Source organism: Mesorhizobium bavaricum (assembly GCF_056781655.1).
Window position 1 is genome coordinate 4,636,456 of sequence record NZ_CM165566.1, and the last position, 21,775, is coordinate 4,658,230.

The window sequence follows — 21,775 nt, forward strand, 5'->3', positions numbered from 1 at the left end:
TGTCCACATCGCGAATCATATTTGCAGCGAAACAGAAATCCAGCCGGTCTCATTTTCCAAAAAGGCTCCTAGGCCTCGGTGACGATCCGATCCATCGGGATATCGTGCGGCTGCGGGTAGATGGTGGCTATGCGTTGCAGTTCGTAGCCAACGCCGATCACCAGTGGCTTGGACGGCATCGCGGCCAGCGTGCGGTCGAAGAAGCCACCGCCATAGCCCAGGCGGTAGTTGCCGGGATCGATGCCGACGATCGGCGAGATGACGATGTCCGGCAGCACCGGATCGCCCTCGGCCGGTATCGGGATGTTCCAGACACCTTTTTCCAGACGGTCGCCCGGCGCGTAGGCGCGAAAGATCAGCGGCTGCCCTTTCTCGATAACGATGGGCAGGGCGGTGCGGCCGCCACGCGCATTGATGGACGCCATCCATGACCGCAGGTCGGGCTCGCCGCGAAACGGCCAGTAGAGGCTGACCATGCGGCCGGCGACCTCGCCGACGATTGCGTCGAGACCTTCCGCAATGCGTTGCGACATCACCGTTCGCGCGTCGGCCGAAACGGCAAGACGCGCGGCGATCAGGCGTTCGCGCTCGGCCTTGCGCCAGCGCCGGACGTCGGTCCAGTCGGTTAGTGGTATCTGAAACGCGGGATCGAGTTCATGCATGAAGCAGGGAGGAGAGGCATATTGCGCCGGACCTTGGTCGTCATGATCGTTAGCCATGCTTTACCTCATCGCGTATTTGATCACGCTATACCTCGTGACACGATACGACATGTGCGTTCACGACATAGAACGACGAGTCTCAGGCACCACCCTTGCGTTGCTGCGATGCACAAAAGTACCTACATCTAGGCTAGGCAATCCGTTAGCGGTGAATGAGATGAACCAGGCCAGCCATCATGTCGTCGTTGTCGGCGCGGGTTTCGGCGGTCTCGAATTCACCCGAGCGCTCGCGGGTGCGCCAGTCCGCATCACCATGATCGACAAGCGCAATCATCATCTGTTCCAGCCGCTGCTCTACCAGGTGGCGACTACGGCGCTGGCGACGTCCGAGATTGCCTGGCCGGTCCGCCACCTCCTGCGCAAGCGCAAGGATGCGACGACGTTGCTCGCCAATGTCGTCGGCGTCGACCGCGCCGGTAAACGTGTTCTGCTCGATGATGGCAGTGCGGTCGCCTACGACACGCTGCTGCTCGCCACCGGTGCCCGCCACGCCTATTTCGGCCATGACGAATGGGAACCCTTCGCGCCCGGCCTGAAGACACTGGAGGACGCCACCACGGTTCGACGGCGCATTCTTCTGGCCTTCGAGCAGGCCGAGCGGGAGACCGATCCCGCCAAGCGCCAGGCGCTGCTGACCATCGCGATCGTCGGTGGCGGGCCGACCGGCGTGGAACTTGCCGGCACCATCATCGAACTGGCGCATGACACGCTGCGCGGTGAATTCCGCAACATCGATACACGGCAAACGCGCGTGGTGCTGATCGAGGCCGGCGATCGTATCCTGGCCAATTTTGCCCCGAAACTTTCCAACTATGCCGTGAAGGCGCTCGAGCGGCTCGGCGTGACGATAGAGCTCGGCCGGGCCGTTACGCGGTGCGACGCGGAGGGCGTCGTCTTCGGCGACAAGCATCTGGCGGCAGGCACGATCCTGTGGGCGGCGGGCGTCGCCGCCTCGCCAGCCGCCGAATGGCTCGGCGCGGCGGCGGACCGCGCGGGACGGGTGCTCGTTGAGCCTGATTTGACCGTACCGGGCAGCCCGGAGGTTTTCGTCGTCGGCGATGCCGCGCATGTCCTGCGGCCGGATGGACGTCCTGTTCCCGGTGTGGCGCCGGCTGCCAAGCAGCAGGGTCGGCATGTTGCCGCCGCGCTGAAGGCGCGGCTTGCCGGTGACATCAGCCCGCGGCCATTCCGCTACAGGCATGACGGCGACCTCGCCACGATCGGCAAGCGCGCCGCGGTGATCGATTTCGGCTGGATCAAGCTGACGGGCTGGGCGGCCTGGTGGCTGTGGGGAATTGCGCACATCTATTTCCTGATCGGCTTTCGCAACCGGCTTGCGGTGTCGCTGAGCTGGCTATGGATCTACGCGACGGGTCAGCGTAGCGCGCGGCTGATTACCCAGGGCGACGACGACAAGGGCTGATTTCTTCACCGAGCCCGTTCATCCGCACGTCATCTGTTCCTGATCGACTGGTGGCTTGATGCGCGCGACTTGTTGAATGGACTTAGATGGGTTTCAGCGCGAAGTTCGCTTCGGGGCAGGGCTGTCACGTTGTCGAAGAAGGAGAACTCATGTCGCGACTGCTCCATCCCATCTCCCGCCGTGATCTCCTTGGCAGTGCCGCCGCCGCAGGAGCGCTGATCATGCTGCATCCGTTCTCCGCCCGCGCGCAGGCCAACCAGGCCCATCTCCGGATCATGGAAACCACCGACATCCATGTGAACGTGCTGCCTTATGATTACTACGCCGACAAAGCGAACGACACGATGGGCTTGTCGCGCACGGCGTCGCTCATCGACGCAGTGCGCAAGGAAGCCGTCAATTCGATGCTGATCGACAATGGCGACCTGCTGCAGGGCAATCCGATGGGCGACTACATCGCTTATGAGAGGGGCATGAAGGATGGTGACCTGCATCCGATCATGAAAGCCATGAACCTGCTCGGCTATGAATGCTCGACGCTTGGCAACCACGAGTTCAACTACGGCCTGTCGTTCATGGACAAGGTGCTGGCCGGCGCCAATTTCCCCTTCGTCTGCGCCAATCTGATCCGTGGCACCGAGCTCGCCGCGAACCCGCGCGACGACAAGCTCTACCTCAAGCCCTATGTGATCCTCGACAAGAAAATCAAGGACGGTTCAGGCGCCGAGCAGCCGATCAGGATCGGCATCATCGGCTTCGTGCCGCCGCAGATCATGGTCTGGGACCTCAAGAATCTCGAAGGCAGCGTCAAGACGCGCGACATCGTCGAGGCGGCCAAGGCCTGGGTGCCGCAGATCAAGGAGGAGGGCGCCGATATCGTCATTGCACTCTCGCATTCCGGCATCGACGTGAAGCAGGGCGACATGATGGAGAACGCATCGTTCTTCGTCGCCGGTGTCGACGGCATCGATGGGGTGTTCACCGGTCACCAGCATCTGGTCTTCCCCGGCAAGAAGGATTTCCAGTCGCTCGATGGAGTCGACACGCAAAAAGGCACGCTGCAGGGCAAACCCGCCGTCATGGGCGGCTTCTGGGGCTCGCATATGGGGCTGATCGACTTGATGCTGGAGCGCGACGGATCGAAATGGAAGGTCGTTTCCGCTACCTCCGAAGCCCGACCGATCTTCGAACGCGTCGACAACAAGAACAAGCCGACCGTGCCGGACGACAAGCGCATCATCGCTGCACTCGAGCAGGACCACCAGGCGACATTGGCCTATGTGCGGCGTCCCGTCGGCAAGACTTCCGCGCCGCTTTACTCGTATTTCGCGCTGGTCGCCGACGATCCGTCGGTGCAGGTCGTCAGCCAGGCGCAGACCTGGTACCTGAAGGATATTCTCAAGAACACGCAATGGAAGGATGTGCCGCTGCTGTCGGCCGCCGCTCCCTTCAAGGCCGGCGGGCGCAACGGCGCCGACTACTATACCGACGTGCCCGCAGGCGATATCGCCATCAAGAACGTCGCCGACCTCTATCTCTACCCGAACACCGTGCGCGCCGTCGAAATCACCGGCGCGCAGGTCAAGGAATGGCTGGAAATGTCGGCCGGCATCTTCAACAAGATCGAGCCTGGCAAGGCCGACCAGCCACTCATCAACACAGACTTCCCGTCCTACAATTTCGACGTCATCGACGGTGTCACCTACAAAATAGACCTGTCGCATCCGCCGAAATATGACGCCAAGGGCGGGCTAGCGAATGCCGGCGCCAATCGTATCGCGGACTTGATGTTCGATGGAAAACCGATTGATCCAAAACAGAAATTCGTCGTTGCGACCAACAATTACCGTGCCGGCGGCGGCGGCAATTTCCCCGACATCAATGCCTCGAAGATCATCTACGAGGCGCCGGACACCAATCGCGACGTCATCGTTCGCTATATCGTCAGCGAGGGCACGATCAACCCGTCGGCGGACGACAACTGGTCGTTCGCGCCGCTGCCTGGAACCAGCGCCGTGTTCGAAACCGGCGCCAAGGCGAAGGATCTCATTGCCGAGGTGAAGTCGCTGAAGATCGAGCCGGCGGGTGAGGGTGAAGCGGGATTCGCGAAATACCGCATCCTTCTCTGATTGTTGCCACATAGACCATAGGTCTGCGCCGTCACGGCGGCGTAGGCCTATGCCTTGTAGACCACTTGGCGCACGTCGATGTAGCTGGCGCGGAAACCAGCCTCGCAATAGTGCAGGTAGAACTCCCAGAGCTTCTTGAACCGCTCGTCGAAGCCGAGCGGGACGATCTTTTCCCATGATGCCCAGAACCGCTGGCGCCATTCGGCGAGCGTGCGCGCATAGTCGTCCGGAAACACGCGCTCGCGCAGATGGGCAAGGCCATGATCCTTGCCGAGCGCCTTGAGGATCGACGGCGTCGGCAGCATGCCGCCCGGAAAAACATAGCGCTGGATGAAATCCGGCCTTGCGCGATAGGTGTCGTAAGAAGCTTCGTTGATGGTGATGATCTGCAGGCCCGCGGTGCCGCCGGGCTTCAGGCAGGCCTTCATCTTGCTGAAGAACACAGGCCAGTATTTCTCGCCGACCGCCTCGAACATCTCGATCGAGGCGATGCGGTCGTAAGTGCCGGTTTCGTCGCGATAATCCTGCAGCTTGATGTCGACCTTGTCGGCAAGGCCGGCCTTGGCGATACGCGCCGTGGCGAAGTCGTGCTGCTCGCGGCTGATCGTCAGTCCGGTCACACGGCAGCCGATCTCGCGTGCCGCGAATTCGGCGAAGCCGCCCCAGCCGCAGCCGATCTCCAGCACGTGGTCCTTCGGGCCGATCCCCGTATCCTTGGCCAGTGCGCGATATTTGGCGGCCTGGGCGCTTTCCAGGTCGTTGGCGCCGGTGGCATAGAGCGCCGAGGAATAGGTCATGCTCGGATCGAGCCATTGCTTGTAGAAGGCGTTGCCGAGGTCGTAATGCGCCGAGATATTGCGCTTCGAGCCGGTGCGCGTGTTCTCGTTGAACCAGTGGCGGATGCGCTGGACGGTGTTGATGAGCCAGCTGGCGCCGCCGGCGACGCGTTCGCCGATCGCCGAATTGACCACGAACAGCTCCAGGAAGCTGGTGACGTCAGGGCTTTCCCAATCGCCGTCCATGTAGGATTCGGCAACGCCGATCGTGCCGCCGGAAAAGGCGCGGCCGGGCAAGCGCCAGTTCTTGAGCACAAGTTCGGCGTCTGGGCCCGGTCCCTTGCCGCCGACCAGGACGGCGCGGCCGTCCGGCATCCTGACCTTCAGCGAGCCGCGCGGCAGGTTCATCGCCGCCGACAGCACCATGCGCGCCTTTGCCGGCAGGCCTTTGACGATCTCGGCGAAATTGAATTCGTCAAGCCTGACCGCGTCGCCTGACGCTACGCCATGATGTTCCTTGTGTGCCATCTCACGCCCCTGGACTTCCGCGGTGTCGGCGCCAATTGCCGAGCCTCGGTTCTCGCGGTTCATTCGCCAGGTTCGAGCGCCGTTGCCTGATACCGGCAGCGGACCGGTTCGGTGACGGGCGGGCTCGAACGAAAGCGCGCGCCCTTTAACCAGAGCTTCAGCGCTTCCCAGTGAATCCCTGCGACAATCTTCCACGTCACGAGGGAGAACATCAAGAGGCATGCTGCAAGCTGGGCTGTGCCACGTGGCCGGCTCCCGCCGGCGTGGGTTTGCATTTTACACAGCAAAGGCCGAACACGCCAAAAACGCCTATGGCTGCAACCGTGCTTGTGAGATAGTTTTAGCCATGCGTTATGTAATCGTGATTGCCGCCATCGCCTTTTTCCTGATCTGGGATGGCCTCTACAATCAGGGTCGGTATCTCGACACCACGGTGAGGAGTGTCTCGCACGTCGTGCGATCGATCACCGGCAAGATCTAGCATCCATCCGAACGACTCACTGCCGCGACATCCTTGTCGATTGACGCGACCGTCCTGTCGTCACAAAAGACCCCGGCACTTAGATCGAGGAGGCGGGGTTGATCCGGCATATCGTTTTCTTCAGCGCGCGGCGTAAAGAGGATGTGGAGGCCGTGCGCACCGGCTTGCAGGCGCTCGGCAACATTCCCCATTCCAGCCTCTTCGAGGTGACCCTCAACACCAAGGTCGATCCGCTGTCGGACGAGATCGATGTGGTCGTCTATGCGGAGTTCACCGATGCCGCGGCGTTGGCCGCCTACAAGGCGCACCCGCTCTATGCGCAGACGACCAGCAAGGTCAAACCATTGCGCGAGCTGCGTTATTCCGCCGATGTCGTGGCCGGCAGCTGATCGAGACTTGAACCGGTTTGCGGAATGATGCACATCGCGCCTGTATGACCCGAACAAACACCGCTGGCACTCATCCGCTCGATCATCTGGTGCTGCCGACGCAGAACCTCGATGTGGCGCGAACCCGGCTCACCGCGCTTGGCTTCGTCGTTGCCCCGACCGGGATCCATCCCTTCGGAACGGAAAACTGTTGTGTGTTCCTGGCCGACGGCACCTATCTCGAGCCACTCGCGGTCGGCGATGAACAGGCCGCGATGACGGCCATTACCGAGGGCAATGTTTTCGTCGCGCGCGACCGTATCTATCGCAACAGCCACGGCGACGAGGGATTTTCCGCCGTGGTGCTGGGTACCAGCAACGCAGATGCCGACCAGGCACGTTACGTCGAAGCCGGCATTTCTGCGGGAGACATGCTGAGCTTTTCACGAGCCTTCACCGACACGGCAGGCAAAAGCGATATCGCATCGTTCAAGCTCGCCTTTGCATCGAGCAGCAAGGTTGCGGATGCTTTCCTGTTCGCCTGCGAACGGGTCAACGCGCCGGAAGTGGACCGCGCGGCTTTGCAGGCCCACGCCAACGGCGTCACCGGCATTGTCGAAGTAGTGGCCGTCAGCGACCGGCCTGCTGAACAACATCGGCTGATTTCCTTGGCGGTGAATGACCCGACCGTCGGCGGGCAGGGCGGCGCGTTTCACTTGCCGAATGCAAGTTTGAGCGTGCTTGACCCTGCGTCTTTCACCGCACGCTTTGGCCTGCCTGCGGGCGCGCCGACAGACCTTCACTTCGCCGCGGTGGTCTTTGCGGTCCTTAGCGCCGATGTCATTGCGAAGCTGCTTGCAGCCAATTCCATCAGACACGATATAGCGGGCAATGATATTGTCGTGCAGCCGGCATCCGGACAAGGCGCGGCTTTCATCTTCCGGGAGATCCAATGAGCAAGCCCCTGGCGCCCAATTCGTCGGTAACCGTCGGCGATGTCGTCTTCGACAACAACGCGCCCTTGTCGCTGATCGCTGGCCCTTGCCAGTTTGAATCGCGCCAGCACGCCTTCGACATGGCCGGCGCGCTGAAGGAACTGACAGGTAAGCTCGGGATAGGCCTCGTCTACAAGACCAGCTACGACAAGGCCAACCGCACCTCGCTGTCGGCGACGCGTGGTGCCGGCATGGATGCGGCACTTCCCGTCTTTGACGAATTGCGCAAGGAATTTGCGCTGCCGGTACTGACCGATGTCCACACCGAGGAACAGTGTGCGATCGTCGCGCCGCATGTCGACGTCCTGCAGATTCCGGCTTTCCTGTCGCGCCAGACCGACATGCTGGTCGCCGCCGCCAGGACCGGCAAGGTGATCAACGTGAAGAAGGGGCAGTTCCTTGCTCCCTGGGACATGAAGAACGTCGTCGCCAAGATCACCGGTTCCGGCAACGCCAATGTTTTGACCACCGAGCGCGGCGCGTCGTTCGGCTACAACACGCTGGTGTCCGACATGCGCGCTCTGCCGATCATGGCCGAGATCGGCGCGCCCGTGATCTTCGACGCCACGCATTCGGTACAGCAGCCCGGCGGCCAGGGCGGCTCCTCGGGCGGCGAGCGTCGCTTCGTCGAGACGCTGGCCCGCGCCGCCGTCGCCGTCGGCGTTGCCGGCGTGTTCATCGAGACCCACCAAGATCCGGATAATTCGACCTCTTCCGATGGCCCGAACATGCTGCCGCTGAAGGACATGCCGGCACTCCTGGAAAGGCTGATGGCGTTCGATCGTATCGCCAAGGGTCGCTAAAACGTCCTCAGGGCGGCTCCAGCGTCAGCGACGCCCGCCAGGGGCGCCGGCTTGTGGTCGGCATGGGCCGGTTGTACGCTTGCCCGGCAAATGAGCGTTTTGGCAGGAGGAAGCCATGTCTGTCGCCCGCGTCACCGAAATCACCTCATCGTCGAAGAAGAGCTTTCAGGACGCCATCGAAAAGGGAATTGCGCGTGCCGCAAAGACCCTGAAGAACGTCGAAGGCGCGTGGATCCAGGACCAGAAGATCGTTGTCGAGGACGGCAAGATTGCTGCCTATCGCGTCAATATGAAGGTCACATTCATCCTTGCGGAATGACCGGCTGCCGCCGAAAAAGTCGGGAACTTTCGCCCGCCCCCCTCATTGTCAAAGTACCGATTAACGACAATGAGGAGCACATCATGACAACCCAGACAGGTCACACCGAAGCCATTGCCGCTTCGCGAGTCATCGGCACGTCGGTCTACAACACCGAAGGCAAGAGCATCGGCAGCATCGAGGACATCATGCTCGACAAGACCTCGAACGGCATCATGTTCGCGGTGATCGGTTTTGGCGGCTTTCTCGGCATCGGCGAGAAGTACCACGCCATTCCATGGGCAAGCCTCGACTATGACGAGGATAAGGGCGGCTATGTCGTGCCGTTCTCCAAGGACCAGTTGAAGGCTGCGCCCGCCTATTCGATCAACGAACTGGCCGGCGCGGATGGCGAGACGGCGCGCGACGCGTCCTATGACTACTACAAGGTCACGCCTTACTGGCATTGACGCCTGCAAACAAAAAGGCCCCGTCTCGACGGGGCCTTTTTGCATTCGGTGCGGCGCCTATTCGCTGATGTGCAAGGCAGATAGCACCCCTGCCTTGGGTGGCGATTGCTGATTGTCGCACGACGTCAGGAACGCCGCCGCGATCAGGAACAAACTCACGATACCGCTCAACTGGGACATGGCGAAACTCCTCCTGTTTCGCCCCGCGCACCTGCACCATAGCCTGAAGCTGGTCCGCCGCACATGACTTATGATGACAGCGATTTGCGCTTCGTGAATCGCCTGATGCATGTCGCCCAAAAGTGGCCCCGGTTTTGGGGAGAACGCTTGCATAAAAGCAAAGACCTAGAGCGCGGCGCCTGAATTCGTTCAACGCGACGCGCTTTAGGCTGACGCCACGGCAATAATTGCGAGCGGGCCCGATTGCGTTTTGCGGTGCTTTGGCTAAGACGTGCGCGACGCTTTTTCAGATCAATCGAGGATATCGCAATGACCGCCATCATCGACATTGTCGGGCGTGAAATCTTGGACAGCCGTGGAAATCCGACCGTCGAGGTCGATGTCATTCTCGAAGACGGATCGATGGGCCGCGCGGCGGTGCCGTCGGGTGCCTCGACCGGCGCCCACGAGGCTGTCGAACTGCGCGACGGCGGTGCCCGTTATCTCGGCAAGGGCGTGCTCAAGGCCGTCGAGGCGGTGAATGGCGAGCTGTTCGAGGCGATCGGCGGCATGGAAGCCGAAAACCAGATCCACATCGACCAGACCATGGTCGAGCTCGACGGCACGCCCAACAAGAGCCGGCTTGGCGCCAACGCCATCCTCGGCGTCTCGCTGGCGGTGGCCAAGGCCGCGGCCGAAGCCGCCGGCCTGCCGCTCTACCGTTATGTCGGTGGTACCAAGGCGCATGTGCTGCCGGTGCCCATGATGAACATCATCAACGGCGGCGCCCATGCCGACAACCCGATCGACTTCCAGGAGTTCATGATCCTGCCGATCGGCGCGCCGACGCTGCGCGAAGGTGTTCGCTGGGGTTCGGAAATCTTCCACACGCTGAGGAAGAAACTGAAGGATGCCGGCCACAACACCAATGTCGGCGACGAGGGGGGCTTTGCCCCGAACCTGAAGAGCGCGCCAGTGGCGCTCGATTTCATCATGGAATCGATCGAGAAGGCCGGCTTCAAGCCAGGCGAAGAGATCGCGCTCGGCCTCGACTGCGCGGCGACCGAGTTCTTCAAGGACGGCAACTACGTCTATGAAGGCGAGAAGAAGACGCGCGACCCCAAGGCCCAGGCCAAATACCTGGCCAAGCTTGCCGCCGACTATCCGATCATCTCGATCGAGGACGGGCTGGCCGAGGACGACTGGGAAGGCTGGAAGTACCTGACCGACCTGATCGGCAAGAAGACGCAGCTGGTCGGCGACGATCTGTTCGTCACCAACACGGCGCGGCTGCGCGACGGCATCCGCATGGGCGTTGCCAATTCGATCCTGGTCAAGGTCAACCAGATCGGCTCGCTGACGGAAACGCTCGACGCCGTCGAGACCGCGCACAAGGCCGGCTACACCGCGGTCATGTCTCACCGCTCGGGCGAAACGGAGGATTCGACCATCGCCGATCTCGCCGTTGCCACCAATTGCGGGCAGATCAAGACCGGCTCGCTGTCGCGTTCGGACCGCATGGCCAAATACAACCAGCTGATCCGCATCGAGGAAGAGCTCGGCAAGCAGGCGAGCTACGCCGGCAAGTCGGTGGTGAAGGGCTGATCCGGAACGCCGGATTTGGAATATCGGACGGAAGGGCGGGAGCATTCCCGCCCTTTTTCATTTCGGCGCCGCCAGACCGGTCATCCGTAACCGTCCGTTAAGCACAATCAGGCGAAAAAGATCGGGAGCCGCATGAGTTCGCGGCCGCGAGGATCTGGATCATGTGGACGCGTCAGCACAAGCAGCGAAACACCGGCCGGCTGATCGTCCCCTCGCTCTGCGTGGCATTCCTGGCCTATTTCGGCTTCCACGCCTACCACGGCGAATTCGGCATCAATTCGAAATATCAGCTGGAAGCCCAGACGGTTGCGCTGCAAGGTCAACTCGATGCGATCAAGGCACGCCGGATGGAACTTGAACGCCGCGTTCGGCTCATGCATGAAGGCACACTTGAGAAAGACATGCTCGACGAGCAGGCGCGCAAGGCTCTCAATCTGTCCCAAGCGGACGAAATCACAATCATGTTGCCGACCTCGGCGAAGTAACCACTTTTCGGTTAATAGCCAATATTTTCAATGATTTTAATCACTTAGACGCATGTCAGCTATGCAAATTCGGCATGGCGCATCGCCCTGACGCGTGTTAGCCTCCCTGAAATCGGTGGGGAGGAGCTGATCTCCCCAGAGCAGATTTGATCCTGCTCTAATGTCCGCAAAGAGACGCCAACAGGGAGTGATGCATGGCCACCGCAGCCAGAAAAGCGCCTGCCAAATCCAAATCCGACGGCAAATCGGGGCTTTCAGCCCCAAAGCCTGCTGACTTCACCAAGGATGAAGAGCTTGCCGCCTACCGGCACATGCTGCTTATCCGCCGTTTCGAGGAAAAGGCCGGCCAGCTTTACGGCATGGGTTTCATCGGCGGCTTCTGCCATCTTTATATCGGTCAGGAAGCTGTCGTCACCGGCATGAAGATGGCCCTGATCCAAGGCGACCAGATGATCACCGCCTATCGCGATCACGGCCACATGCTGGCGATGGAGCTTTCACCGCGCGGCGTCATGGCTGAGCTGACCGGGCGTCGTGGCGGCCTGTCCAGGGGCAAGGGCGGCTCCATGCACATGTTCTCCAAGGAGAAGCATTTTTACGGCGGCCACGGCATTGTCGGTGCGCAGGTGTCGCTCGGCACGGGTCTCGCCTTCGCCAACCGCTATCGCGACAACAACAATGTCTCGCTGACCTATTTCGGCGATGGTGCGGCCAACCAGGGCCAGGTCTATGAAAGCTTCAACATGGCCTCGCTATGGAAGCTGCCGGTGATCTACATCATTGAGAACAACCGTTATGCCATGGGCACCTCAGTCTCGCGCTCGTCGGCGGAGACGGATTTTTCGCATCGCGGCGCCTCGTTCAAGATTCCCGGTATCCAGGTCGATGGCATGGACGTTCGCGCCGTCAAGGCGGCGGGCGATCTGGCCACCGAATGGTGCCGTGGCGGCAACGGTCCGCTGATCCTCGAAATGCAGACCTATCGCTATCGCGGCCACTCGATGTCCGATCCGGCGAAGTACCGCTCCAAGGAAGAAGTGCAGAAGATGCGCTCCGAGCATGACCCGATCGAACAGGTCAAGGCGCGGCTGATCGAGAAGAAGTGGGCGACCGAGGACGAACTCAAGACCATCGACAAGGAGGTTCGCGACGTTGTCGCCGATGCCGCCGAATTTGCCCAGAACGACGCGGAGCCGGATCCGTCCGAGCTCTGGACCGATATCGTATTGTAACGGGAGGGCAAGGACATGCCGATCGAAATTCTCATGCCCGCTCTCTCGCCGACCATGGAAGAGGGCAATCTTTCCAAGTGGCTGAAGAACGAGGGCGACAAGGTCGTCGCCGGTGACGTCATCGCCGAGATCGAAACCGACAAGGCGACGATGGAAGTCGAAGCCGTCGATGAAGGCACGCTTGCCAAGATCGTGGTTCCTGCCGGCACGGAAGGCGTCAAGGTCAACGCAGTGATCGCCGTGCTCGCGGTTGAAGGCGAAGACGTCGACAAGGCTGGCGAAGGCATCGGCGAAGAGCCTGCCAAGGCTGAAACCGCGGCGCCAGTGCCGGCGGCGGCCAAAAGCGGGGCCTCTGCGCCGGAGACCGAAATAGCGGCCGATCCGGACATTCCGGCCGGCACGGAAATGATCTCGACCACGGTGCGCGAAGCGCTGCGTGATGCGATGGCCGAGGAAATGCGCCGCGACGGCGATGTCTTCGTCATGGGCGAAGAGGTCGCCGAATACCAGGGCGCCTACAAGATCACGCAGGGACTGCTGCAGGAGTTCGGGCCGCGGCGCGTCGTCGACACGCCGATCACCGAGCATGGCTTTGCCGGCGTCGGCGTCGGCGCGGCGATGGCCGGCCTGAAGCCGATCGTCGAGTTCATGACCTTCAACTTCGCCATGCAGGCGATCGACCAGATCATCAACTCTGCCGCCAAGACGCTCTATATGTCGGGCGGTCAGATGGGGGCGCCGATCGTGTTCCGTGGACCGAACGGCGCCGCCGCCCGCGTCGCCGCCCAGCACTCGCAGTGCTATGCTGCCTGGTACAGCCACATTCCCGGCCTCAAGGTCGTGATGCCCTACACTGCGGCCGACGCCAAGGGTTTGCTCAAGGCGGCGATCCGCGATCCCAACCCGGTCATCTTCCTCGAGAACGAAATCCTCTACGGCCAGTCCTTCGACGTGCCGAAGCTGGATGATTTCGTGCTGCCGATCGGCAAGGCGCGCGTCCACAAGACCGGCAAGGATGTCACCATCGTCTCCTTCGGCATCGGCATGACCTATGCGGTCAAGGCTGAAGCCGAGCTGCGCGGCCTGGGCATCGATGCCGAGATCATCGACCTGCGCACGATCCGCCCGCTCGACCTCGACACCATCATCGCCTCGGTCAAGAAGACCAACCGGCTGGTCGTGGTGGAAGAAGGCTTCCCGCAGAGCTCGGTCGGCGACCATATCGCCAACCAGGTATCGCAGCGCGCCTTCGATTTCCTCGACGCTCCGGTCATCACCATTGCCGGCAAGGATGTGCCGATGCCCTATGCGGCCAACCTCGAGAAACTGGCGTTGCCGAATGTCGGCGAAGTCATCGAGGCGGTCAAAGCCGTCGCGTATCGCTGAACCGGGCGGGAGGACAAAATGCCAATCAACATCACCATGCCGGCCCTGTCGCCCACGATGGAAGAGGGCAATCTGTCAAAGTGGCTTGTCAAGGAAGGTGACAAGGTTTCCCCGGGCGATGTCATCGCCGAGATCGAAACCGACAAGGCTACGATGGAAGTCGAAGCCGTCGATGAGGGCACCGTAGCAAAGCTCGTCGTTCCGGCCGGCACCGAAGGCGTCAAGGTCAATGCGCTGATCGCCGTGCTCGCCGCCGAAGGCGAGGACGCCGGCGCTGCCGCGAAAAGCGGTGGCGCTGCCGCACCGGCGAAAGCCGAGGCGCCGAAAGAGGATGCTCCCAAGGCGGAAGCACCAAAGGCTGACGCACCAAAGGCCGAGCCTGCAGCCGCAGCCAAAGCGGCCCCGGCCGCCAACGGCCATGCGGCTGGTGAGCGCACCTTCGCGTCACCGCTGGCGCGGCGTATCGCCAAGGAGGCCGGCGTTGATGTCTCTGCCGTGACCGGCACCGGTCCGCACGGCCGCGTGGTGAAGGCGGATGTCGATGCGGCGATTGCCGGTGGCGGCGCCAAGCCTGCCGCCAAGGCGGCACCTGCCGGGGCTCCGGCTGCTGCTTCTGCCGCGCCGGTGAAGGCGATGTCGGATGATCAGGTGCTGAAACTGTTCGAGCAAGGTTCCTACGAGTTGGTCCCGCATGACAACATGCGCAAGACTATCGCGCGGCGTCTGGTCGAGGCCAAGACCACAATCCCGCATTTCTACCTGACGCTCGATTGCGAACTCGATGCGCTGTTGGCATTGCGCACGCAGATCAACGCCGCAGCCCCCGTGAAGAAGACCGACAAGGGCGACGCGCCCGCCTACAAGCTGTCGGTCAACGACATGGTGATCAAGGCGATGGCGCTGGCGCTGAAGGCGGTGCCGGATGCCAATGCGTCATGGACCGAAAGCGCCATGGTCAAGCACAAGCATGCCGATGTCGGCGTTGCCGTGTCGATCCCAGGTGGCCTGATCACGCCGATCATCCGCAGGGCGGACGAAAAGACGCTGTCCACGATCTCCAACGAGATGAAGGACCTGGCCAGCCGTGCGCGCAGCCGCAAGCTGAAGCCGGAAGAGTATCAGGGCGGCACCACGGCGGTGTCTAACCTCGGCATGTTCGGCATCAAGGACTTTGCCGCCGTCATCAACCCGCCGCATGCGACGATCCTGGCGGTCGGCGCCGGCGAGGAGCGGGCGGTGGTCAAGAATGGCGAGATCAAGATAGCCACCGTGATGTCGGTGACACTGTCGACCGACCATCGCGCCGTCGATGGCGCGCTGGGTGCCGAACTGCTCGTCGCCTTCAAGCGGCTGATCGAGAACCCGATGGGCATGCTGGTCTAGGAAGGGAGAAGGCGGTGCGGACTTTCTTCACCAGCCTTGTCGCTTTCATTCTTTCCGGTTTGGCAGGCGGGCTGGTGGCGCAATGGTTGGCCATCGCCACTGGCGGGGAGGAAGAATACATCCTCGTTTTCATGTTCGCCGCGCTGGTGACATGCATCGTCACCTTCATCTTCTTCGTGGCGCAGTTCACGACGGATCCGGTCGCGGCGGTGGCCATGACGGGTAAGTGGCTGCTGATTGTGTTTGTGGTGTTGCTTGCCCTGCTGGTCGCGCTGATCCTCTACGCCGACAGCAGTGCAGCGGTGGTGAAGAAGGACATTCCCATGGTTGCCGGCCTTGGCCTGCCGGGTCTGGTGACCATCATTCTTCATTGGCTGTTCGTGCGCTGGCGGGTGAGACGCCGTTTGATCAAGACACAGGTGGGTGTGGGTGCATGAAGACAGTTCTGTGCTACGGCGATTCGCTGACCTGGGGACACAACCCGGAGACTTTGTGTCGACATGATCATGAAGACCAGTGGCCAACCACACTGGCGAGAGGGCTCGGGCCGAGCTTCCACGTCATTGCCGAGGGACTGGGCGGTCGCACCACGGCCTATGACGACTTCTTGTCGGGCGCGGACCGAAACGGCGCGAGGATATTGCCGACAATCCTGAGCACGCATTCGCCGATCGATCTGATAGTCATCATGCTTGGCTCTAACGACATGAAACCGTCGATTCATGGCAGCGCAGTCATAGCGTCCTATGGCATGCGACGCCTCGTTGAAATCGTGCGGGGGCACGCCTATCCATTCGGCGGTGTCGCCCCCAGGATTATTCTGGTCGCGCCGCCGCATATCGTGGAAACGCGCAAGGCGGACTACGCCGAAATGTTGGGAACGGGTGCAATCGAGTCGCCCAAGCTCGCCGGCTTTTATCAAGCCGCCGCCAACGAGATGGGCTGCGGCTTTTTTGATGCCGCGAGCGTCGCCAGATGTACACCGCTCGATGGCGTCCACCTCGATGCCGAAAACACGCGAAACATCGGCAAGGCGCTGACGCCCGTCGTGCGCGTCACGCTCGAATTCTGAATCAGGGAGAAAAATCGTGGCTGAGAACTACGACGTCATCATCATCGGCTCCGGCCCCGGCGGCTATGTCACGGCGGTGCGTTCCGCCCAGCTTGGCTTCAAGACGGCGATCGTCGAGCGCGAGCATCTCGGCGGCATCTGCCTCAACTGGGGCTGCATCCCGACCAAGGCGCTGCTGCGCTCCGCCGAGATCATGCATTATTCGGATCATCTGAAGGACTACGGGCTGAAGCTCGACGGCAAGGTCAGCGTTGACACGTCAGCAGTGGTCGACCGCTCGCGAAAGGTGTCGCTGCGGCTCAATGGCGGCGTTGCCTTCCTGATGAAGAAAAACAAGGTCGATGTGATCTGGGGCGAAGCCAAGCTCTCCAAACCCGGTGAGATCGTGGTTTCCAAGACGGCCAAGAAGCCGATGGAGCCGCAGCCGCCAGTGCCGAAAGGGGTCAAGGGCGAGGGCACCTACACTGCCAAGCACATCATCCTGGCGACTGGCGCCCGGCCGCGCGCGCTGCCCGGCATCGAGCCGGACGGCAAGCTGATCTGGACCTATTTCGAGGCGATGGTGCCGAAGGAGATGCCGAAATCGCTGCTGGTGATGGGTTCAGGCGCCATCGGCATCGAATTCGCCTCCTTCTACCGCACCATGGGTGCGGACGTGACGGTGGTCGAGTTGCTGCCGGCGGTGATGCCGGTCGAGGACGCCGAAGTCTCGAAATTCGCGCAGAAGCAGTTCGAGAAGCAAGGCATGAAGATCATCCTCGAGGCCAAGGTGACCAAGGTCGAGAAAGGCGCCAACTCGGTCACCGCGCATGTCGAGATGAAGGACGGCAAGGTCGAGAAGATCACCGCCGACCGCATGATCTCGGCCGTCGGCGTGCAGGGCAACATCGAGGGCCTCGGCCTCGAGACGCTCGGCGTGAAGACCGAACGCGGCTGCGTCGTCGTCGACGGCTACGGCAAGACCAATGTGCCCGGCATCTATGCCATCGGCGATGTCGCCGGCCCGCCGATGCTCGCCCACAAGGCCGAGCATGAGGGCGTGGTCTGCGTCGAGAAGATTGCCAATGTCCCGGGCGTGCATGCCACCGACAAGCTCAAGATCCCCGGCTGCACCTATTGCAATCCGCAGGTCGCCTCGGTCGGCCTGACCGAAGCCAGGGCCAAGGCCGAGGGCAAGGACATCCGCGTCGGGCGCTTCCAGTTCGCCGCCAACGGCAAGGCCATCGCACTTGGCGAGGATCAGGGCTTCATCAAGACCATCTTCGACAAGAAGACCGGTCAGCTGCTCGGCGCGCATATGGTCGGTGCCGAGGTGACCGAGCTGATTCAGGGTTTTGTCGTGGCAATGAACCTCGAAACCACCGAGGAAGAACTGATGCACACGATCTTCCCGCATCCGACGCTGTCGGAGATGATGAAGGAAAGCGTGCTCGACGCCTATGGCCGCGCGCTCAACGCATGATAGATTGGCCGCACGAGACTCAAACGCGCAAGCTGCGGGAACTCGGCGGCAAGGGTGTTCGTTTCCGGATGCATTTTCGCGCGTGCAAGGAGAGGGCATATGGACGTGAATGGCGTGGGCTGGATCGCAGCCATCATCATCGGCGGTCTGGCGGGTTGGTTTGCCGAGATGGTTATGAAGAGCAACACCGGGATCTTCATGAATATAATCCTGGGGATCGTGGGGGCCGTGGTCCTCAACGCCATTCTGCGGGCGCTCAATTTCGGCCCGTTTGGCGTCGGCTGGACTGCCTATCTGATCACCGGCTTTATCGGCGCCTGCCTGCTGATCTGGGCAGGGCGCCTGGTGCGCCGCTAGTCGATATCGATCCCGCTATGCGAAAACGGTTGCAGCGGCATGCGCCGCCGCAGCCTTTTTCTTTGAGCTGAAAAGTCCTAGATGACGTTGAGATGACGATCGCCGACGGGTGGTCGCGAAAACAAGCCAGGGTTCAGATGGTCACCGTCCTCGACACGATCGCCAACGCACCGCGCTTGCGGCACCCGGAAAAGGCGCACAAGCCCGATCAGGAAGTGCTGCGCAAGCCCGACTGGATCCGCGTCAAGGCGCCGGTCTCCAAGGGCTATGCCGAGACCCGCGAAATCGTGAAATCGCACAAGCTGGTGACGGTCTGCGAAGAGGCCGGTTGCCCCAACATCGGCGAGTGCTGGGAGAAGAAGCACGCCACCTTCATGATCATGGGCGAGATCTGCACGCGCGCCTGCGCGTTCTGCAATGTCGCCACCGGCATTCCGACCGCACTCGATCCCGATGAGCCGGCCCGCGTCGCGCACGCGGTCAAGCAGATGGGCCTGACCCATGTCGTCATCACCTCGGTCGACCGCGACGATCTCGCCGATGGCGGTGCGCAGCATTTTGCCGAGGTCATCCGCGCCATCAGGGCGGCGACGCCGTTGACGACGATCGAAATCCTGACGCCGGATTTCCTGCGCAAGGAAGGCGCGCTGGAGATCGTCGTGGCGGCCAAGCCCGACGTCTTCAACCACAATCTGGAAACCGTGCCGTCGAACTATCTGACGGTTCGGCCGGGCGCCCGCTATTTCCACTCGATCAGGCTGTTGCAGCGGGTCAAGGAGCTCGACCCTTCGATCTTCACCAAGTCCGGCATCATGGTGGGTCTCGGCGAAGAGCGAAATGAAATCTTGCAATTGATGGATGATCTGCGGTCGGCCAATGTCGACTTCATGACCATCGGCCAGTATCTGCAGCCGTCGAAGAAGCACCATCCGGTGATCCGCTTCGTCACGCCGGAGGAGTTCAAGTCCTTCGAGACGATCGGCCGGACCAAGGGGTTTCTGCTGGTGGCGTCGAGCCCGCTGACGCGCTCGTCGCATCACGCCGGCGACGATTTCGCCCGGCTGCGCGCGGCACGGGAAGCGCTTCTCAAGAAAACGCTCTGATGCATGTCGCCCAAAAGTGACCTCGGTTTTGGGAGAACGACATGCATAAAAACAAAGAATCTAAAGCGTGTCGCATGAACCTGTTTCGACGCGACGCGCTTTAGAGCCGGTTTCATGCCGAAATTCGAAGCCACTCGCCGGGTTGCCCACACGCCCCAACAGATGTTCGCGCTGGTTGCCGACATCGAGGCCTATCCGCAATTCCTGCCGCTCTGCGAAGCGCTGGCGGTTCGCTCGCGCAAGGAGCGCGACGGACGCACTGTTCTCCTCGCCGACATGAGCATCGGCTACAAGGCGATCCGCGAAACCTTCACCACGCAGGTGCTGCTGAAACCCGACGAGAACACCATCGACGTGAAGTACATCGATGGCCCGTTCAAATATCTGAGCAATGTCTGGCGCTTCGAACCCGACGGCGGCGGCTGCGCCGTCCGCTTTTTCATCGACTATGAGTTCAAGAACCGCATTCTGGGCGCGGTGATGGGAACCATGTTCGATCGCGCCTTCCGCATGTTCGCCGAGGCTTTCGAGAAGCGTGCCGACGTCATCTATGGTGCAGCGCCGTCGGCCTGACGCATGTCGCCCAAACGTGCGCAGGGGTTTGGGACCAACGACATCCATCAATACAATGACTTAAAGCGCGGCGAGTGCGCGCAAACCCAGTTCCAGCGCATGCCCGACCGTTTCACGGCGGATGAAATCGCGACCCTCGTCGGCAAACAGCCTGTGTTCGGCGGTCACGGTCTCGCCGTCAATGCCGACGCCGAACCAGACCAGGCCGACAGGCTTTTCCATTGAGCCGCCGCCGGGACCGGCGATGCCGGTGACCGCCAGGGTCAGTCCGGCGCGCGAACGGACAAGCGCACCTTTTGCCATCTCGATCGCCGTCTCGCGGGAAACCGCGCCATGCGTATCAAGCGTGGCGGCGGACACACCGAGCATGTCCATCTTGGCCTCGTTTGAGTAGGTGACGAAGCCGCGATCGACGACGGTGGAGGAGCCGGCGATGTCGGTCAGAGCGGCGATGATCATGCCGCCGGTGCAGCTTTCGGCCGTCGCCAGCTTGATGCCGCGCTCCTGGCAGGCTTGCAGCAGCGCATTTGCCCGATCGTTGTTGGTCATTCCGGCACCTCGCCTGGAAACACCACGCTGGCGGTGGCGATCGCCGCTATGCCTTCCTGGCGACCGACAAAGCCGAGCTTTTCGTTGGTTGTCGCCTTGATCGAGATGCGGTCCGGGGAAATTGCCAGCATCTGCGAAAGGGCTGCCGTCATCGCCTCACGATGCGGGCCGACGCGCGGCGCCTCGCAGATCAGCGTGATATCGGCATTGGCAATGCGGCCACCGCGCTCGCGTACCAGCTTTGCCGCATGTTCTACGAAGATACGCGACGCAGCCCCTTTCCACTGCGGATCGGACGGCGGGAAATGCGTGCCGATGTCGCCGGCGCCACAGGTCGCCAGCAGTGCATCGGTCAAGGCGTGCAGGCCGACATCGGCGTCGGAATGGCCTGACAGTTTCTTGTCGTGCGGAATGGCGACCCCGCACAGGGTGACATGATCGCCGGGTTCGAAGGCATGGACGTCGTAGCCGTTGCCGGTTCTGATGTCGGGAAAGCGTGCACGTTCGCCGGTAAGCCTCTGGTCCGCCATCGCAATATCCCGTGCCCAGGTAAGTTTGACATTGTCCGGTGAGCCCGGAACGATTTTTACCGGAATATGCGCCCATTCAGCGATCGCGGCGTCGTCGGTGAAGTCCATTTTTCCCAGGTGATGGGCTTTCTCGTGCGCGGCAAGGATCGGCCAGAACGGAAAGCCCTGTGGTGTCTGGGCGGCATGAAGTCCATTGCGGGAAACGGTTTCTCCGACCACGCCAGCGGCCGACTCGCGCTTCAGCGTGTCGGCGACGGGCAGGGCGGGCAACGCTCCTTCGCGCTCGCCGATGGCCGCGATGGTGCGGTCGATCAAATCCGCGTCGACGAACGGACGGACCGCATCATGGATCAGAACCCGTCCCGGTGCGTGGCCTCTCAGTGCAAGCAGTCCGAGCCGCACCGAAGCCTGCCTGGTCGCCCCGCCCATGATGGCGATGACCCGTTCGGCGTTGGCGCCTGCCGCCTGCCGGAACAGTTCGTGGTCGTCCGCATGGATGGCGACAACAACCGCGCTGGTCCGTGGGTGGGCCAGAAAAATCTCCAGCGTGTGGGCGATGACAGCGTGGCCGCCTATGCTTTGATACTGCTTGGGCCCATTGGCCTGCCCGGCGCGCGCGCCACGGCCGGCGGCGACGATAACCACCGCGACCTTGTCATCCGCACTCGAGTTTTCACTTGCGTCGGTCATGCCGATTGGCTTAGCGCACGATCCCGAAAAGTGTAATCGGTTTTGGAAAAGATCGTGCGCCAAATATGAACGTCCAAAGCGTCCTTCGCGCGTCCTGAGGGACGCGCGGCGTTTCGGTCGCGGCCAAAGCCGATGGCCCGGCATTTTCCCAATTGCGCCTTAATGTGGCGTCATTCCGCGTTGCACTTTGCGGCGG

The 21,775-nt window shown here is 61.8% G+C and carries 25 protein-coding genes; 19 read left to right on the forward strand and 6 right to left on the reverse strand.

Going from position 1 to position 21,775, the window contains the following annotated elements:
- Nucleotides 1–68: 68 nt before the first annotated feature.
- A complete protein-coding gene (locus tag AC1RZR_RS22770) occupies nt 69–719 on the reverse strand; it encodes a 5-formyltetrahydrofolate cyclo-ligase (RefSeq protein ID WP_477279566.1) in 651 nt (216 codons plus the stop codon).
- A gap of 160 nt (nt 720–879) precedes the next feature.
- Between AC1RZR_RS22770 and AC1RZR_RS22775 the strand changes: the two genes are divergently transcribed.
- Both AC1RZR_RS22775 and AC1RZR_RS22780 read left to right on the forward strand, forming a co-directional pair.
- Nucleotides 880–2,145 (forward strand): NAD(P)/FAD-dependent oxidoreductase, encoded by a 1,266-nt coding sequence (locus AC1RZR_RS22775; protein ID WP_477279568.1) that lies wholly within the window; start codon nt 880–882, stop codon nt 2,143–2,145.
- Between the two features lie 149 nt (nt 2,146–2,294).
- Nucleotides 2,295–4,274, forward strand: a complete 1,980-nt coding sequence (locus AC1RZR_RS22780; RefSeq protein WP_481826051.1) for a bifunctional 2',3'-cyclic-nucleotide 2'-phosphodiesterase/3'-nucleotidase — start codon at nt 2,295–2,297, stop codon at nt 4,272–4,274.
- Between the two features lie 47 nt (nt 4,275–4,321).
- Here the strand turns inward: AC1RZR_RS22780 and AC1RZR_RS22785 are convergent, their stop codons facing one another.
- Entirely contained in the window at nt 4,322–5,578 is a 1,257-nt protein-coding gene (locus tag AC1RZR_RS22785; RefSeq protein WP_481826052.1) for a class I SAM-dependent methyltransferase, read from the reverse strand.
- A gap of 59 nt (nt 5,579–5,637) precedes the next feature.
- Nucleotides 5,638–5,853: a DUF1365 family protein gene (locus tag AC1RZR_RS22790; RefSeq protein WP_481826053.1), complete on the reverse strand. Its 216-nt coding sequence runs from the start codon at nt 5,851–5,853 to the stop codon at nt 5,638–5,640.
- A 71-nt stretch (nt 5,854–5,924) separates the two neighbouring features.
- Between AC1RZR_RS22790 and AC1RZR_RS22795 the strand changes: the two genes are divergently transcribed.
- The 6 genes from AC1RZR_RS22795 to AC1RZR_RS22820 all read left to right on the forward strand — a co-directional run bounded on the left by AC1RZR_RS22795 (nt 5,925) and on the right by AC1RZR_RS22820 (nt 8,993).
- Nucleotides 5,925–6,059, forward strand: coding sequence for a hypothetical protein (locus tag AC1RZR_RS22795; RefSeq protein ID WP_477279576.1), 135 nt, complete (start codon nt 5,925–5,927; stop codon nt 6,057–6,059).
- A 98-nt stretch (nt 6,060–6,157) separates the two neighbouring features.
- Entirely contained in the window at nt 6,158–6,448 is a 291-nt protein-coding gene (locus tag AC1RZR_RS22800) for a Dabb family protein (RefSeq protein WP_477279578.1), read from the forward strand.
- Nucleotides 6,449–6,492: 44 nt separating this feature from the next.
- Nucleotides 6,493–7,383 (forward strand): VOC family protein, encoded by an 891-nt coding sequence (locus AC1RZR_RS22805; RefSeq protein ID WP_481826054.1) that lies wholly within the window; start codon nt 6,493–6,495, stop codon nt 7,381–7,383.
- On the forward strand, nt 7,380–8,225 hold the full coding sequence (gene kdsA / locus AC1RZR_RS22810; RefSeq protein ID WP_481826055.1) for a 3-deoxy-8-phosphooctulonate synthase: 846 nt from the start codon (nt 7,380–7,382) through the stop codon (nt 8,223–8,225). Before AC1RZR_RS22805 ends, kdsA begins: the two co-directional genes overlap by 4 nt.
- A 115-nt stretch (nt 8,226–8,340) precedes the next feature.
- The gene (locus AC1RZR_RS22815) at nt 8,341–8,544 is read left to right on the forward strand and encodes a dodecin family protein (protein WP_019858016.1); all 204 of its coding nucleotides are present in this window, start codon (nt 8,341–8,343) and stop codon (nt 8,542–8,544) included.
- Nucleotides 8,545–8,627: 83 nt separating this feature from the next.
- Entirely contained in the window at nt 8,628–8,993 is a 366-nt protein-coding gene (locus AC1RZR_RS22820; protein ID WP_112395111.1) for a PRC-barrel domain-containing protein, read from the forward strand.
- 57 nt (nt 8,994–9,050) lie between these two features.
- On the opposite strand, the gene AC1RZR_RS22825 is transcribed toward AC1RZR_RS22820, so the two are convergent.
- Nucleotides 9,051–9,173: a hypothetical protein gene (locus AC1RZR_RS22825; protein WP_481826056.1), complete on the reverse strand. Its 123-nt coding sequence runs from the start codon at nt 9,171–9,173 to the stop codon at nt 9,051–9,053.
- Between the two features lie 309 nt (nt 9,174–9,482).
- On the opposite strand from AC1RZR_RS22825, the gene eno reads away from it, so the two are divergent.
- The 11 genes from eno (at nt 9,483) to AC1RZR_RS22880 (ending at nt 19,810) form a co-directional block, all read left to right on the forward strand.
- A complete protein-coding gene (gene eno / locus AC1RZR_RS22830; RefSeq protein WP_481826057.1) occupies nt 9,483–10,757 on the forward strand; it encodes a phosphopyruvate hydratase in 1,275 nt (424 codons plus the stop codon).
- Nucleotides 10,758–10,918: 161 nt separating this feature from the next.
- A complete protein-coding gene (locus AC1RZR_RS22835) occupies nt 10,919–11,242 on the forward strand; it encodes an FtsB family cell division protein (protein WP_477279587.1) in 324 nt (107 codons plus the stop codon).
- 194 nt (nt 11,243–11,436) lie between these two features.
- Nucleotides 11,437–12,474: a pyruvate dehydrogenase (acetyl-transferring) E1 component subunit alpha gene (gene pdhA, locus AC1RZR_RS22840; protein ID WP_379097826.1), complete on the forward strand. Its 1,038-nt coding sequence runs from the start codon at nt 11,437–11,439 to the stop codon at nt 12,472–12,474.
- Between the two features lie 15 nt (nt 12,475–12,489).
- Nucleotides 12,490–13,860, forward strand: coding sequence for a pyruvate dehydrogenase complex E1 component subunit beta (locus AC1RZR_RS22845; RefSeq protein WP_481826058.1), 1,371 nt, complete (start codon nt 12,490–12,492; stop codon nt 13,858–13,860).
- Nucleotides 13,861–13,878: 18 nt separating this feature from the next.
- Complete coding sequence (locus AC1RZR_RS22850) at nt 13,879–15,243, forward strand: pyruvate dehydrogenase complex dihydrolipoamide acetyltransferase (protein ID WP_481826059.1); 1,365 nt, start codon at nt 13,879–13,881, stop codon at nt 15,241–15,243.
- A 14-nt stretch (nt 15,244–15,257) separates the two neighbouring features.
- Complete coding sequence (locus AC1RZR_RS22855) at nt 15,258–15,680, forward strand: hypothetical protein (protein ID WP_481826060.1); 423 nt, start codon at nt 15,258–15,260, stop codon at nt 15,678–15,680.
- Complete coding sequence (locus AC1RZR_RS22860; RefSeq protein ID WP_481829099.1) at nt 15,677–16,315, forward strand: SGNH/GDSL hydrolase family protein; 639 nt, start codon at nt 15,677–15,679, stop codon at nt 16,313–16,315. The genes AC1RZR_RS22855 and AC1RZR_RS22860 overlap by 4 nt, the downstream gene beginning before the upstream one ends.
- A 16-nt stretch (nt 16,316–16,331) precedes the next feature.
- A complete protein-coding gene (lpdA, locus tag AC1RZR_RS22865) occupies nt 16,332–17,777 on the forward strand; it encodes a dihydrolipoyl dehydrogenase (protein WP_481826061.1) in 1,446 nt (481 codons plus the stop codon).
- 99 nt (nt 17,778–17,876) lie between these two features.
- On the forward strand, nt 17,877–18,134 hold the full coding sequence (locus AC1RZR_RS22870) for a GlsB/YeaQ/YmgE family stress response membrane protein (protein WP_481826062.1): 258 nt from the start codon (nt 17,877–17,879) through the stop codon (nt 18,132–18,134).
- Between the two features lie 137 nt (nt 18,135–18,271).
- Nucleotides 18,272–19,237, forward strand: coding sequence for a lipoyl synthase (gene lipA, locus AC1RZR_RS22875; protein WP_481829100.1), 966 nt, complete (start codon nt 18,272–18,274; stop codon nt 19,235–19,237).
- Nucleotides 19,238–19,351: 114 nt separating this feature from the next.
- Complete coding sequence (locus AC1RZR_RS22880; RefSeq protein ID WP_481826063.1) at nt 19,352–19,810, forward strand: type II toxin-antitoxin system RatA family toxin; 459 nt, start codon at nt 19,352–19,354, stop codon at nt 19,808–19,810.
- 60 nt (nt 19,811–19,870) lie between these two features.
- Here AC1RZR_RS22880 and AC1RZR_RS22885 read toward each other — a convergent pair whose 3' ends face one another.
- Together AC1RZR_RS22885 and AC1RZR_RS22890 are read right to left on the reverse strand one after the other, a co-directional pair.
- A complete protein-coding gene (locus AC1RZR_RS22885; protein ID WP_481826064.1) occupies nt 19,871–20,359 on the reverse strand; it encodes a CinA family protein in 489 nt (162 codons plus the stop codon).
- Complete coding sequence (locus AC1RZR_RS22890) at nt 20,356–21,579, reverse strand: bifunctional 2-C-methyl-D-erythritol 4-phosphate cytidylyltransferase/2-C-methyl-D-erythritol 2,4-cyclodiphosphate synthase (protein WP_481826065.1); 1,224 nt, start codon at nt 21,577–21,579, stop codon at nt 20,356–20,358. The genes AC1RZR_RS22885 and AC1RZR_RS22890 overlap by 4 nt, the downstream gene beginning before the upstream one ends.
- Nucleotides 21,580–21,775: the final 196 nt, after the last annotated feature.

Excerpts from the sequence above, each read along its gene's own strand:
- AC1RZR_RS22860 (WP_481829099.1), top strand. The coding sequence starts at position 15,677 with ATGAAGACAGTTCTGTGCTACGGCGATTCGCTGACCTGGGGACACAAC.
- AC1RZR_RS22795 (WP_477279576.1), top strand. The coding sequence starts at position 5,925 with ATGCGTTATGTAATCGTGATTGCCGCCATCGCCTTTTTCCTGATCTGG.
- AC1RZR_RS22805 (WP_481826054.1), top strand. The coding sequence starts at position 6,493 with ATGACCCGAACAAACACCGCTGGCACTCATCCGCTCGATCATCTGGTG.
- kdsA (WP_481826055.1), top strand. The coding sequence starts at position 7,380 with ATGAGCAAGCCCCTGGCGCCCAATTCGTCGGTAACCGTCGGCGATGTC.
- AC1RZR_RS22825 (WP_481826056.1), bottom strand. The coding sequence starts at position 9,173 with ATGTCCCAGTTGAGCGGTATCGTGAGTTTGTTCCTGATCGCGGCGGCG.
- AC1RZR_RS22870 (WP_481826062.1), top strand. The coding sequence starts at position 17,877 with ATGGACGTGAATGGCGTGGGCTGGATCGCAGCCATCATCATCGGCGGT.
- AC1RZR_RS22775 (WP_477279568.1), top strand. The coding sequence starts at position 880 with ATGAACCAGGCCAGCCATCATGTCGTCGTTGTCGGCGCGGGTTTCGGC.
- AC1RZR_RS22885 (WP_481826064.1), bottom strand. The coding sequence starts at position 20,359 with ATGACCAACAACGATCGGGCAAATGCGCTGCTGCAAGCCTGCCAGGAG.
- AC1RZR_RS22835 (WP_477279587.1), top strand. The coding sequence starts at position 10,919 with ATGTGGACGCGTCAGCACAAGCAGCGAAACACCGGCCGGCTGATCGTC.
- AC1RZR_RS22780 (WP_481826051.1), top strand. The coding sequence starts at position 2,295 with ATGTCGCGACTGCTCCATCCCATCTCCCGCCGTGATCTCCTTGGCAGT.
- AC1RZR_RS22880 (WP_481826063.1), top strand. The coding sequence starts at position 19,352 with ATGCCGAAATTCGAAGCCACTCGCCGGGTTGCCCACACGCCCCAACAG.
- AC1RZR_RS22820 (WP_112395111.1), top strand. The coding sequence starts at position 8,628 with ATGACAACCCAGACAGGTCACACCGAAGCCATTGCCGCTTCGCGAGTC.
- AC1RZR_RS22815 (WP_019858016.1), top strand. The coding sequence starts at position 8,341 with ATGTCTGTCGCCCGCGTCACCGAAATCACCTCATCGTCGAAGAAGAGC.
- AC1RZR_RS22790 (WP_481826053.1), bottom strand. The coding sequence starts at position 5,853 with ATGCAAACCCACGCCGGCGGGAGCCGGCCACGTGGCACAGCCCAGCTT.
- AC1RZR_RS22770 (WP_477279566.1), bottom strand. The coding sequence starts at position 719 with ATGGCTAACGATCATGACGACCAAGGTCCGGCGCAATATGCCTCTCCT.
- eno (WP_481826057.1), top strand. The coding sequence starts at position 9,483 with ATGACCGCCATCATCGACATTGTCGGGCGTGAAATCTTGGACAGCCGT.
- AC1RZR_RS22850 (WP_481826059.1), top strand. The coding sequence starts at position 13,879 with ATGCCAATCAACATCACCATGCCGGCCCTGTCGCCCACGATGGAAGAG.
- AC1RZR_RS22890 (WP_481826065.1), bottom strand. The coding sequence starts at position 21,579 with ATGACCGACGCAAGTGAAAACTCGAGTGCGGATGACAAGGTCGCGGTG.
- pdhA (WP_379097826.1), top strand. The coding sequence starts at position 11,437 with ATGGCCACCGCAGCCAGAAAAGCGCCTGCCAAATCCAAATCCGACGGC.
- AC1RZR_RS22845 (WP_481826058.1), top strand. The coding sequence starts at position 12,490 with ATGCCGATCGAAATTCTCATGCCCGCTCTCTCGCCGACCATGGAAGAG.
- lipA (WP_481829100.1), top strand. The coding sequence starts at position 18,272 with ATGGTCACCGTCCTCGACACGATCGCCAACGCACCGCGCTTGCGGCAC.
- AC1RZR_RS22785 (WP_481826052.1), bottom strand. The coding sequence starts at position 5,578 with ATGGCACACAAGGAACATCATGGCGTAGCGTCAGGCGACGCGGTCAGG.